The 13254-nt window shown below is 66.7% G+C and carries 4 protein-coding genes; all 4 read left to right on the top strand.

Annotated features, from left to right (window positions below; genetic code table 11):
- The first annotated feature begins 142 nt into the window (after positions 1-142).
- The 4 genes from CSW62_RS17930 to CSW62_RS17915 all read left to right on the top strand — a co-directional run bounded on the left by CSW62_RS17930 (position 143) and on the right by CSW62_RS17915 (position 13229).
- On the top strand, positions 143-1510 hold the full coding sequence (locus CSW62_RS17930; RefSeq protein ID WP_099580127.1) for a sugar MFS transporter: 1368 nt from the start codon (positions 143-145) through the stop codon (positions 1508-1510).
- A 214-nt stretch (positions 1511-1724) separates the two neighbouring features.
- The gene (locus CSW62_RS17925) at positions 1725-3071 is read left to right on the top strand and encodes a dicarboxylate/amino acid:cation symporter (protein ID WP_099580125.1); all 1347 of its coding nucleotides are present in this window, start codon (positions 1725-1727) and stop codon (positions 3069-3071) included.
- A 71-nt stretch (positions 3072-3142) separates the two neighbouring features.
- Positions 3143-5446 carry a glycoside hydrolase family 3 N-terminal domain-containing protein gene (locus CSW62_RS17920; protein ID WP_099580123.1) on the top strand — a complete coding sequence of 768 codons (2304 nt, stop codon included), beginning with the start codon at positions 3143-3145 and terminating at the stop codon, positions 5444-5446.
- Between the two features lie 376 nt (positions 5447-5822).
- Positions 5823-13229, top strand: a complete 7407-nt coding sequence (locus CSW62_RS17915; protein ID WP_099580121.1) for an ice nucleation protein — start codon at positions 5823-5825, stop codon at positions 13227-13229.
- Positions 13230-13254: the final 25 nt, after the last annotated feature.

Raw genomic sequence — 13254 nt, 5'->3', positions numbered from 1 at the left:
CGGAAAAATTTGGCTTGTGGTTGACAACGTTGTCACGCTTCCTGTGAATGGCGCGTCCGCGCAAAGACGGATTCCACGAATAAACGTCACTAGGGAGTGGTGAAGTGATTGCGTTGAAATACAGCCTTGAGGGCGCCGTCCGATGACCGACGCCGCGATCGCGAAAACCACGACCAAAGACGTAGGCAAGGGCGGGGGCGTCAAGCTCGCCGTAGTCTACGTGACCTGCCTGTTCTTTATCTGGGCGCTCGTCACCAACCTGCTCGACCCGCTGCTGAAGACCTTCAAGACGGTCTTCACCCTGAGCCCCGTCGAGGCCAGCCTGACGGGCTTCGCCTTCTTCATCGCCTACGGGATCATGTCGCTGCCGTCGGCCGCGTTCCTGTCCAAGCTCGGCTACGCCAAGTCGGTCATGGTCGGCCTGGGCAGCATCGTCGCGGGCTGTTTCATCGCAATCGCGGCGGCCAAGCTGCACACCTTCGGCGTCTTCCTGGTCGGCCTGTTCGTGATGGCCTCGGGCGTGACCCTGCTGCAGGTGGCGGCCAATCCGCTGATCGCCTCGATGGGCAAGCCCGACGAGGCGTCGTTCCGACTGAACCTGTCGCAAGCGTTCAACTCGCTGGGCGCGGCATGCGGCCTGTGGTTCGGCGCCAACTTCCTGCTCAAGGGCGAGATCTTCACCAAGGGCGTGGTGATCACCCAGGCCATGCGCGAGCAGGCCCTGGGCTTCGTCTCGAACGTCTATCTCGTGATCGGCATTGGCCTGGCCCTGTTCATCCTGCTGATCTTCCTGGTCCGCCAGAAGATCACCGATGCGGCGCCGAAGACCGGCCAACTGGTCAATCCGTTCACCGCCCTGACCTCGAAGTGGGCGAACCTGGGCGCGATCGGCATCTTCCTCTATGTTGGCGCCGAGGTGGCGATCTCGCTGCACCTGCTGCTGTTCCTGGAGCAGTCGCGCATTCTGGACATCCCGTCCGAGCAGGCCGGCAAGCTGACGACCTTCTACATGGTGTTCGCCATGATCGGCCGCTTCGCCGGCTCGGCCATGCTGAAGACGATCAAGGACTACGCCCTGCTTACCGCCGTGGCCGTCGGCGCCATCGCGCTGTGCCTGGTCGTCATCCTGACCAAGGACATGACCCCCACGGCGCACACCGGCACGGTGAACCTGCTGCTGGCCTCGGCCCCGATGACGTCGGGTCTGATCCCGGCCTTCGCGGCCCTGCTGATCGGCCTGTTCAACTCGATCATGTTCCCGACGATCTTCACCCTGACCCTGCAACGGTCCTCGGCGCCGACCTCGGCGACCTCGGGCCTGCTGTGCATGGCCATCGTGGGCGGCGCCTTCCTGCCGCTGGCCTTCGCCAAGATCGAGGAGCTGACCGGCTCGATCTCGATGGGCTTCATCGCCCCGCTGGTCTGCTACGTCTACGTCCTGTGGTTCGCGATCGTCGCCAAGAAGGCCCCGACCCACGAGATTCAGGAAGGCGTGGCCGGCGGCCACTAGGTCGCCGCTACTTTTCCGAACAGAACCACCTGCAAGCCCCCCGGGAAGCGCGGCTTCCCGGGGTTCTTTTTGTCTTCAGCCCGGGGATGTGACTGCCGCGTCTTTAGGCACAGGCTCCGTTTCAGTTTTCCTGGGGGCGGCTACCGGAAAACCTCGCTCGCAATTCCCATCACGCGGCACGACATTCCGTCCTCAATATCGTCGAGGATCGCGCATGGCCGTCGCCCAGCCGAAGAGCAGCCGTTTCATCAGCGGGTTCGGAGTCCAGGTGCTGGCCGCCATGGTGGTCGGCCTGGGTTTGGGCTTGCTGGCCCGCAACCTGGGGCCGGACGAGGGGCAGGCGGGCTATGCCCTGGCCGAGACCCTGCATCAGGTCGGCTCGATCTTCGTCCAGCTGCTGCGCACCCTGGTGCCGCCGCTAGTGTTCACCGCCATCGTCGCCTCGATCGCCAATATCGCCCAGTTGCAGAACGCCGCCCGCCTGGTCTGGCGGACGCTGTTCTGGTTCGCGGTCACCGCCCTGATCGCCGTGCTGATCGGCATCGCCCTGGGCCTGATCCTGCAGCCGGGCCTGCACACCACCGTCGCGGCCGCCGCCGCCAAGGCGCCCAAGACCCACGGCTCGTGGCTGGACTTCCTGACCGGCCTGGTCCCTGGAAACATCCTGGGCCTGGCCGCCTCGACCAAGATTTCGGACGCAGGCGCAGCCACCACCTCGCTGTCGTTCAACGTTCTGCAGATCGTGGTCATCTCGCTGGTGACTGGCGTCGCGGCCCTGAGGGTCGGCGAGGCGGGCGAGGCCTTTCTGAAGTTCAACGCCTCGGCCCTGGCGATCGTGCGCAAGGTGCTGTGGTGGGTGATCCGCCTGACGCCGATCGGCACCGTCGGCCTGTTCGGCAACGCCGTGGCGCAGTACGGCTGGACGACGCTCGGCCAGCTCGGCGCCTTCACCGGCGCGATCTACATCGGTCTCGGGCTGGTGTTGCTGGTCGTCTATCCGACGATCCTGGCGCTGAACGGCCTCAACCCCGTGAAGTTCTTCCAGGGCGCGTGGCCGGCGATCCAGCTGGGCTTCGTTTCGCGCTCGTCGATCGGCACCCTGCCGGTGACCGAGGCGGTGACCGAGACCAGCCTGGGCGTGCCGCGCGCCTACGCCGCCTTCGCCGTACCGTTCGGCGCGACCACAAAGATGGACGGCTGCGCGGCCATCTATCCGGCGATCTCCGCGATCTTCGTGGCGCAGTTCTTCGGCGTGCACCTGGCCCTGTCGGACTATTTCCTGATCGTCTTCGTCTCGGTGATCGGTTCGGCCGCCACGGCGGGCCTGACCGGCGCGACGGTGATGCTGACCCTGACCCTGTCGACCTTGGGCCTGCCGCTGGAAGGCGTGGGCCTGCTGCTGGCCATCGACCCCATCCTGGACATGGGCCGCACCGCCGTGAACGTGGCGGGTCAAGTGCTGGTCCCGACCATCGTGGCCAAGCGCGAGGGGATCCTGGATCTCGAGGTCTACAACACCGCTCGCGTTCCGGCCGAGACGGTGCTGCACCCCGCCGAATAGGCGAGCGCTGTTGCGCTGGGAAGCTTTAGCGGCAATTTTGCCGGCCTCGTAAAGCGTCCCCGGGGGATTCCATGGCTTTGAAGACGACGAACGGCGGCCCGCAGGGGCCGAACCGGCGCGCCTTCCTGTCCAGCGCCGCGGCCCTGATGGGCCTGGCCGTTTCCGCCCCCCGCGCCTTCGCCCGGGCGTCGGATCGCGTCGAGGGGCTGCTGGCCCAGATGACGATCGAGGAGAAGGCCGGCCAGCTGTCGTGCTTCGCCGACATGATCCGGCCGCCGATCGGCGACATGAATCCGCTGGTCAATATCCGTAACGCCGAGATCCTGCTGGCCGAGGTGAGGGCGGGCCGGATCGGGGCGCTGTTCAACGGGGTTGGGGCCCAGGCCGCGCGCGACACCCAGAAGGCCGCGGTCGAAGACTCGCGCCTGAAGATCCCGCTGCTATTCGCGGCCGACGTGGTCCACGGCTTCCGCACCGTGTTCCCGATCCCGCTGGGCGAGACCGCCAGCTTCGACCCGCACCTGGCCGAGCGCACCGCCCGCGCCACGGCGATGGAGGCCACCGCCTCGGGCCTGCACTGGACTTTCGCGCCGATGGTGGACGTCGCCCGGGATCAGCGCTGGGGCCGGGTCGCGGAGGGCGCCGGCGAGGACACCTATCTCGGCGAGATGATGGCCGCCGCCCGCGTGCGCGGCTTCCAGGGCAAGGATCTCAAGGCCGACGACAGCATGCTGGCCACGCCCAAGCATTTCGCCGCCTACGGCGCGGTGATGGCGGGGATGGAGTACAATTCGGTCGAGGTCTCCGAGGCCGCCCTGCGCGAGGTGCACCTGCCGCCGTTCCAGGCCGCCTTCGCGGCCGGCGCCCTGACCACCATGTCGGCCTTCAACGACGTCAACGGCGTCCCGGCGACGGCCAACAGGAGGCTGCTGACCGACATCCTGCGCGGGGAGTGGGGCTTCAAGGGCGTGGTGGTCTCGGACTACACGGCCGATCAGGAGCTGGTGGCCCACGGCTACGCCGCCGACGACCGCGACGCCGCGCGCCTGGCCATCCTGGCCGGGGTCGACATGAGCATGCAGAGCGGCCTCTACAATCGCTACCTGCCGGAACTGGTCGCCTCAGGCGCGGTGCCGATGGCCACGGTCGACGCGGCCGTGCGCCGGGTTCTGGCCCTGAAGGAAGCGATCGGCCTTTTCGACAATCCCTACCGCTCGCTGGACCCGCGCGACGAGGCGGCCCGCACCGCCACGCCCGCCCTGCGCGCGCTTAGTCGCGAGGCCGGCGCGCGCTCAATCGTGCTCCTGAAGAACGATCGCGCCCTCCTGCCCCTGCCCAAGGCTGGCAAGCGGCTGGCCTTGATTGGTCCGTTCGCGGATGACCGCGATAACGTGTTGGGCGCCTGGGGCGGCTTCTTCGCCGATCGTCGCCTGAACGTGGACCTCGCCAACGGTGTCCGCGCCCAGCTGGCCGATCCGGGAAGTCTGCTCGTTGAGCGCGGTTGCGAGGTCGAGACTACCATCGCCGACGGCTTCGAACGCGCCGTCGCCGCCGCACAGGCCGCGGACATCGTCCTACTGGCCATCGGCGAAAGTCAGGACATGACGGGCGAGGCCAAGTCGCGCACCGACATCCGCATCCCGCCGGTGCAGCAGCGCCTGGCCGAAGCGATCGCCGCCACCGGCAAGCCCGTCATCGTCCTGCTGCGCCACGGCCGCGCCATCCAGCTTGAGGGCGTGGTCCGCGACGCCCCCGCGATCCTGGCGACCTGGTTCCTGGGCAGCGAGATGGGCAATGCCGTCGCCGACGTGCTGTTCGGAGTCGTGAACCCCTCGGGCCGATTGCCGGTCAGCTTCCCGATCGACAGCGGCCAAGAGCCGTTCTTCTACAACGGCCGTACTACGGGGCGCCCGGCTCCGGCCGATCCGAATGGCCAGGAGTACAAGGCGCGGTGGCGCTCGATCCGCAACGATGCGCTCTATCCGTTCGGCTTCGGGCTCAGCTACACGCGCTTCGACGTCACCGACATGAAGCTCTCGACGGCGCGGCTGGGCTGGACCGACACGCTGCATGTGACCGCCAAGGTCAAGAACAGCGGCAATCTGCACGGCGACCACGTCGTCCAGCTCTATATCCGGGATAAGGTCGCCAGCCGCACCCGGCCGGTGCGCGAGCTGAAGGGCTTCCAGCGCGTCTCCCTGGCGCCGGGCGCCGAGCGCGAGGTCCGGTTCGATCTGAAGCGCGAGAACCTGATGTTCGTCGGCGACAACGACTACTGGGTCGTCGAGCCGGGGATGTTCGACGTCTGGCTGGCCAATTCGTCGGTCGACGGCCTGATGGCCAGCTTCGAGCTTCTGGCCGCCGGGCAGGGGTGAACCCGAATCGGCGCTGTTAGGAATTGAGGCGTGAATCGGGCCATCGCCTCGCTTCGAGGCGTCCGCGTTAAGTGCGCGCTAAGCTAAATCTTGGCTGCTCAGGTGCTGTGAACGGACGATGCAGGGACAGGCCAAGGCCTTGTCCTATAAGGCTTATGGCCGATCCGAGCACTCGGAAATAAAGGTCCGCGTGAACACACGCATGGCAGGTATTACGCTGCGTCGGCATGTCTCGTTGAAAGGACTTGGAAAGGAAATATGGTTACCGGAATCAAGCCATAGTTGGGCTTGTTGCGGGGCGCTTGATTTTGGGGGGCGTCTCCATGGTTTGCGTCGTGCGCGCGAAAGCGCGTGTCGGCCCAGCAAGGATGGATGAATGTCGATCTCGAGCCTTTCTGCAGCGCAGATCTCGAACCTCTCGGTCACGGCGATCCAGGGGCTGTCCACGACGGACATCCAGTCGCTCAACGGCTCGCAGATCGCCGCGATCAGCGCGACGGGGATCGGCGCGCTCGCCGACACCCAGGTCGCCGCGCTCAGCACGACCCAGGTCAAGGCTCTCACGACAACCCAGATCCCGAAGTTCGCGACTTCGGTGGTCTTCGACGTCACCCAGCTGACGCAGCTCTCGACCAACCAGGTTTCGGCGCTCACCTCGACCCAGCTGGCGGCCCTCGACACCTCGCACATCGCCAGCCTCGGCTCGACCCAGATCGGCGCCCTCTCGGCGACCAACTTCTCGGGCCTGGTCGGCACCCAGATCGCCGCGCTTAGCCAGGACCAGATCAAGGGCGTCAGCGTCGTCCAGGCCAAGAGCCTGAGCGTCGGCGACATCGGCGAGCTGGTGGGCACCCAGATCGCCGCCCTTGGCGTCGATCGCGTCGCGGCGCTGTCGACGACCAACGTGTCGGCGCTGGACGCCACCCAGATGGGGTCGGTGACCACCACCCAGGTCGCCGGCCTGACGGCGGCGCAGATCAAGGGCCTGACCACCACTGACGTCGGCGAGATGTCGACGACGCAGGTCGGCGCTCTGTCGGCCGCTCAACTCGGCGCGCTGACCACGGGCGCGTTCTCTGCCCTGGCGGCCACCCAGATGGCCGTGCTGACGGCGACGCAGCTCAAGGGCGTCACCAACGACCAGATCAAGGCCATGACGGGCACCGACATCGGTGAGCTGTCCTCGACCCAGGTCGGCGGCCTCAGCGCTGGTCAGCTCGGCGCCCTGACCACGGGTCAGGCCGCGACGCTGTCGACCGACCAGATCGCGATCCTGGCCTCGACCCAGATCGCGGCCCTGTCGACCTCCGCCCTCTCGGCCCTGGATGCGACCCAGGTCGGCGGGCTGAACGAAAATCAGATCAAGGGCCTGACGGTCCAGCAGATGTCCGCCCTGAGTGTCAGCGACGTCGGCGAGCTGAGCTCCACGCAGGTCGGGTACCTGAGCGCGACCCAGCTGGGCGCGCTGACCACGGGCGCGTTCTCGGCCCTGGACGCCACGCAGGTGGCGGCCCTGTCGACGAGCCAGATCAAGGGTCTGACGGCCAACCAGCTGAAGGCCCTGACGACCACCGATATCGGCGAGCTGACGACGACCCAGATCGGCTCCCTGGCGACCAGCCAGTTGGCCGCCATCACCTCCACCAACATCTCGGCCCTGGCCGACACCCAGGTGGCGGCGCTGACGACGACCCAGATCAAGGGTCTGACGGCCGACCAGCTGAAGGGTCTGAGCGTCACGGACGTCGGCGAGCTGTCCACGACCCAGGTCGAGGCCCTGCTGCCCAGCCAGGTGGGTTCGCTGACGGCGGCCGCGTTCTCGGCCTTGGCCGATACCCAGGTCGCCAGGCTGAACAGCAGCCAGATCGCCGGCATCAGCGCGACCCAGATCCGCGGCATGACGGTCACCGACATCGGTGAACTGTCGTCGACCCAGATCGGCGGCCTGACGAGCGCTCAACTGGGCGTGCTGGCCACCACCCAAGCGCAGGCGCTGACGACCACCCAGATCGGCGGCCTCACCTCGACCCAGCTGGGCGCGGTCAGCACGACCAACCTGACGCTCATGGACGCCACGCAACTGGGCGCCCTGTCGACGACGCAGCTGAAGGGCCTGACCGCCCAGCAGGTGGGCGCCCTGACGGTGACCAATGTCGGCAATCTGGCCGACACCCAGATCGGCGGCCTCTCGTCGACCCAGCTGGGCGCGATCTCGACGACCAGCTTCTCGTCGTTGAACGCCACCCAGGTCGCGCTGATCAACGAGACCCAGATCAAGGGCCTGACCGCCAATCAGATCAAGGCGCTGACGACCACCGATGTCGGCGAACTGTCGACCACCCAGGTCGCCTCCCTGACGACCGCCCAGCTGGGCGCGATGTCCACGACCAACCTTTCGGCGCTCAACGCCAACCAGATGGCCGCCCTGACCGAGACCCAGGTAAAGGGTCTGACGGCCGATCAGCTGAAGAACCTGACGACCACCGACATCGGCGAACTGACCACCACCCAGGTCAAGGCGCTGAGCGCCGACCAGATCAAGAACCTGAGCACGGCCGCCGTCTCGGCGATGGTCGACACCCAGGTCGCGGTGCTGAGCAGCACGCAGGTGAGGGGTCTGTCCGCGGCCCAGCTGCAGGCCATGACGGCCAGCGACATCGCCGAGCTGGCCGACACGCAGATCGGCGCCCTGGCGACCTCGCAGCTGTCGGCTCTGAACCTTACCAACGTGAAGAGCCTTTCGACGGCTCAATTGGGCCAGCTGACCGCTACCCAGGTTGGCTCGCTGTCAGCGACGAACTTCGCGGCCCTGGACGCCACGCAGGTCGGCTCGCTGACCGAGAGCCAGGTGAAAGGCCTGACCAGCGCCCAGTTGGCGGCCTTGACGGCCTCCGACATCGGCGAGCTGGCCACGACCCAGATCAGCGCCCTGAGCGCGGCCCAGGTCGGCTCCCTGACGGCGACGGCTTTCACCGCGCTGAACGCGAACCAGACGGCGGCCCTGACGACCACGCAGATGAAGGGGATTACCGCTTCGCAGCTGAAGGCTCTGTCGACGACCGACATCGGCGACCTGGCCGACACCCAGATCGGCGCCCTGACGGCGACCCAGCTGGGCTCCATGACCTCGACGGGTTTCTCGGCCCTGAGCGCCACCCAGATGGCGCAGATCTCGACGGGCCAGATCAAGGGCCTCACGGCTGATCAGCTGAAGAACCTGACCGTCACCGACATCGGCGAACTGTCGACCACGCAGGTCTCGGCCCTGACGGCGGACCAGATCAAGAACCTCTCGGCGGCCAGCATCTCGGCCCTGGTCGACACCCAGATCGCCATCCTGGTCAACACGCAGATCCAGGCGCTGAACACGACCCAGCTGAAGGGCCTTTCGGTCTCCGACATCGACGAGCTGTCGGCGACCCAGGTCGGTGCGCTGTCGGCCGCCCAACTGACCGCCCTGGCCTCGACCCAGGTTCAGGAGCTTTCGACCACGCAGCTGGGCGCCCTTACCGGCACGCAGGTGGGCGCGATCACGGCGACCAATTTCAGCCTGCTCGACGCCACCCAGATGGGTTCCCTGACCTCGACCCAGCTGAAGGGCCTGACCACCGCCCAGGTGGCGGCGCTGACGACCACCAACGTGGCCGCCCTTGCCGATACGCAGGTCCAGGCGCTGAGCGCGAGCCAACTGGGCGCCATGGCCGCGACCAGCTTCTCCGCGCTGAATTCGGCCCAGGTCGCGCTGATCAACGAGACCCAGATCAAGGGCCTGACGACCGCCCAGGTGAAGGGTCTGTCTGTCACCGACATCGGCGAGCTGAACACGACGCAGCTGTCGGCCCTGTCGACCGTCCAGATCGGCGCGCTGTCGGCGACCAACTTCTCGGCCCTGGCCGACACCCAGGTCGCGGCGCTTACGGCGACCCAGATGAAGGGCCTGACCGCCACCCAGATCGGCGGTCTGTCCCTCACCGACGTGGGCGAACTGTCCGCGACCCAGATCGGCGCCTTGGGCGCTGACCAGATCAAGAACCTGGCGCCGGCCAATCTCTCGGCCCTCGACGCCACGCAGACCGCGGCCCTGACGGCGACCCAGATGAAGGGTCTGACCAACACCCAGATCGCCGGTCTGAATGTCACAGACATCGGCGAGCTGAACGAGACGCAGATCGGCGCACTGTCGACCGGCCAGATCTCGGCGCTGAACGTCGCGGACCTTTCGACCACCCAGATCTCGGGCCTCAGCGCCTCGGTGATCGGGGCGCTGGGCGCGACCAAGTTCGCCGCCTGGGACGCCACCCAGGTCAGCGCGCTGAACGACACCCAGATCAAGGGCCTGACCGCCTCGCAGCTGGTGGCCTTGAGCTCGACGGATATCGCCGAGTTCTCCACCACCCAGGTCAAGGCCCTGACGCCGACCCAGCTGGGCGCGCTCTCGGTCACGGGTTTCTCGGCCCTGGACGCCACCCAGGTCGGCGTGCTGTCGACCACCCAGATCAAGGGCGTCTCGGCCTCGCAGCTCAAGGCGCTGACGATCTCCGACGTCGGTGAGCTGTCGACCACCCAGGTCAACGCGCTCTCGGCGGCGCAGGTCGGCGCGCTGACGGCCACCGGCTTCTCGGCCTTGGACGCCAATCAGATGGCGGCCCTGACGACGACCCAGATCAAGGGCCTAACGGCCGACCAGCTGAAGGCCCTGACGACCACCGACGTCGGCGAACTGCTGACGACTCAGATCCAGGCCCTGTCGGCCGACCAGGTGAAAAACCTCTCGGCGGCCAGCATCTCGGCCCTGGCCGACACCCAGGTCGCGGTTCTGGCCAACACCCAGATCCAGGCGCTGAGCGCCACCCAGCTGAAGGGCCTGTCGGTCACGGACATCGACGAGCTGTCGTCGACCCAGATCGGCGCGCTTTCGGCTCTGCAGATCGGCGCCCTGGCCGACACCCAGGTGCATGAGCTGTCGACGACCCAGCTTTCGGGTCTGACCGCCAGCCAGGTCGGCGCGCTCAGCAACACCGCCTTCCTGGCCCTGGACGGCACCCAGGTGCAGAGCCTGACCGCGACCCAGATCAAGGGGCTGACGGCCACCCAGCTCAAGGCCTTGGACAGCGTCAACACCTACGAGTTCTCGACTGCGGTGGCCAATCTGTCCACCTCGCAGATCGGGTCGTTGACCACCACTACCCTCAATGCTCTGGACTCGACCCAGGTCGCCGCCCTGACAACCACCCAGATGGCGGGTCTGACCGGCACGCAGGCAAATGGTCTGTCCGGCGGCTTCCTGTACTATATCGACGCAACCCAGGCGGGCTCCCTGTCGACTAACCTGCTGTCGGCGCTGTCGGCGAACTTGCTGGAGAGCCTTGACGAGACCAAGACCCAAGCCTTCACGGCGACCCAGCTTAAAGCGCTGACGGTCTCTCAGATGGGCGCTGTCTCCGGCAACCTGCTGAACGAGCTGACCGGCACGCAGCTGAGCAATCTGACGACGGCGCAGATAGGCGCGATCAACGCGACCAATATCGCTTCGCTCGACGCAACGGCGATGCAGTCGCTGACCACCAGCCAGATCGGCGCGATCAAGAAGGAAGCGATCAGCAACTTCGCCAACCAGTTTTATAACTACCTGCAAGCCAGCCAGATCCCTGGTCTGACGACTGCTCAGATCGGCGCGCTGCCGCAAGGCATTCTGGCTACTTTCAACGAGACCAAACTCGCCGCGCTGTCTTCCTCTCAGGTCGGCGCCCTGTCGGCGACCAACCTCAAGGCGCTGAACCCCACCCAGACCGCAGCCCTTACGACAACCCAGGTCAAGGGTCTGGCGGCGACGCAGATCTCTGGAATGGGCCTCGACGCGACGGAGCTGAGCGAAACGGCCATCGGCGCGCTTAGCGGGACCCAGCTCAGCGGCTTCGAGTTCACCGCGCTGAACAATCTGGACGCCACCCACTTCGCCGCGATCACCTCGACCCAGGTCAAGGGTTTGACTGCCACCCAGATCAAGGGCTTGGCCCCGATCGGTGCGCTTCCCCTGCTGAGCGAAACACAGATTCAGGGGCTCTCTGCCCTGCAGGTCGGCGCTTTCAGCACCACGAGCTTCTCGCAGCTGGAACCAACCCAGTTCGCGGCGCTTAACGCTACCCAGATCAAGGGCATTGCGCCTAGCCAGCTGCAGAGCTTAACGGTCTTCGACATCGATAAGTTCTCGACCACCCAGATCCAGGCGCTGACTGCGGATCAGCTGAAGCAGTTGTCGGCCACCAACATCTCGGCGCTGTCCAGCACCCAGGTCGGGGCTTTGGTCAACACCCAGCTCCAGGCGCTGAACACGACCCAGCTGAAGGGTCTGTCGGTCACCGACATCGATGAGCTGTCGGCGACCCAGATCGGCCAGCTCGCGGCCGCCCAGATCACCGCCCTGGTCCCGAGCCAGCTGCAGGAACTGTCGACCACCCAGATCGGCGGCCTGACGTCGACCCAACTGGGCGCGATCTCTGCGACCAACGTCTCCCTGATGAGCGACACCCAGCTCGGCGCGCTGACGACGACCCAGATCAAGGGCCTGACCGCGCAGCAGATGGGCGGTCTGACCACCGGCAACATCGCCGCCCTGGCCGACACCCAGGTGGAAGCGCTAAGCTCGACCCAACTGGGCGGCATGACGCCCACCGGCTTCTCCAGCCTAAACGTCACCCAGATGGCGAAGCTGAGCCCGGTGCAGCTGAAGGGGCTGACGGCCGCACAGGTCAAGGGCTTGACCGTGACCGACATCGGCGAGCTTTCGACCACTCAGGTCAGCGCGCTGTCGGCGGCCCAGATCGGCGCCCTGACCGCCACCGCCTTCTCGGCCCTGGTCGACACCCAGGTGGCCGCGCTGACGACGACCCAGATCAAGGGTCTGACGGCCGACCAACTGAAGGGCCTGAACACCACCGACATCGGTGAGCTGACGACGACCCAGGTCGCCAACCTGGCCCCGACCCAGCTGGCGCTGATCTCGGCGACCAACATCTCGGCCCTGGACGCCGCCCAGACCGCCGCGCTGACGACGGCCCAGATCAAGGGCCTGACCGTTGATCAGGTGAAGGGTTTGTCGACGACCGATATCGGCGACTTGGCCGATACCCAGGTCGCCGCCCTGACCGCGCCTCAGGTCGGCGCCTTGAGCGCGGGCCAGGCCGGGACGCTGTCGACCACCCAAATCGCTCAGATGGCCGCCACCCAGGTCGGCGCCCTGTCGACCACGGCCTTCTCGGCCCTGGACGCCATTCAGGTCGGCTCTCTGAACGCCACCCAGGTGAAGGGCATCGTCGCGAGCCAGCTGGCGGCCTTGAGCTCGACCGATGTCGGCCAGTTCATCGACACCCAGATCGCGGCGCTGAGCATCCTGCAACTGGCGGCGATGTCGCCGACCAACATCTCGGCCCTGGACGCGACCCAGACCGCGGCTTTGACCACGACCCAGGTGAAGGGGCTGACAGCTTCGCAGCTGAAGGGCCTGTCGGTGACCGACGTGGGCGATCTGGCGGCCTCGCAGCTGGCGGCCCTGACGAGCACCCAGCTCGGGGCCCTGGGTACGACGGTGATCGACGCGATGAGCACGACCCAGATCGGTCAGTTGCAAGCCACGCAGATCTCCGGTTTGACCGCCACCCAGCTAGACTATCTGTCGACCACCAACATCGCGGCGCTGACCACGACCCAGGCCAACGCCCTGACGACCGCCCAGGTGCAGAGCCTGAGCGACGCCCAGATCTCGGCCTATCTGACCGTGAGCTGATCCCGTCCGCCGCCCGGGTCTGCGA

It is taken from the genome of Caulobacter sp. FWC2 (assembly GCF_002742625.1).
Classification (GTDB): Bacteria; Pseudomonadota; Alphaproteobacteria; order Caulobacterales; family Caulobacteraceae; genus Caulobacter.
Note: the sequence above shows the minus strand (reverse complement) of the source record. Positions and strands in the feature narration are given on the sequence as shown.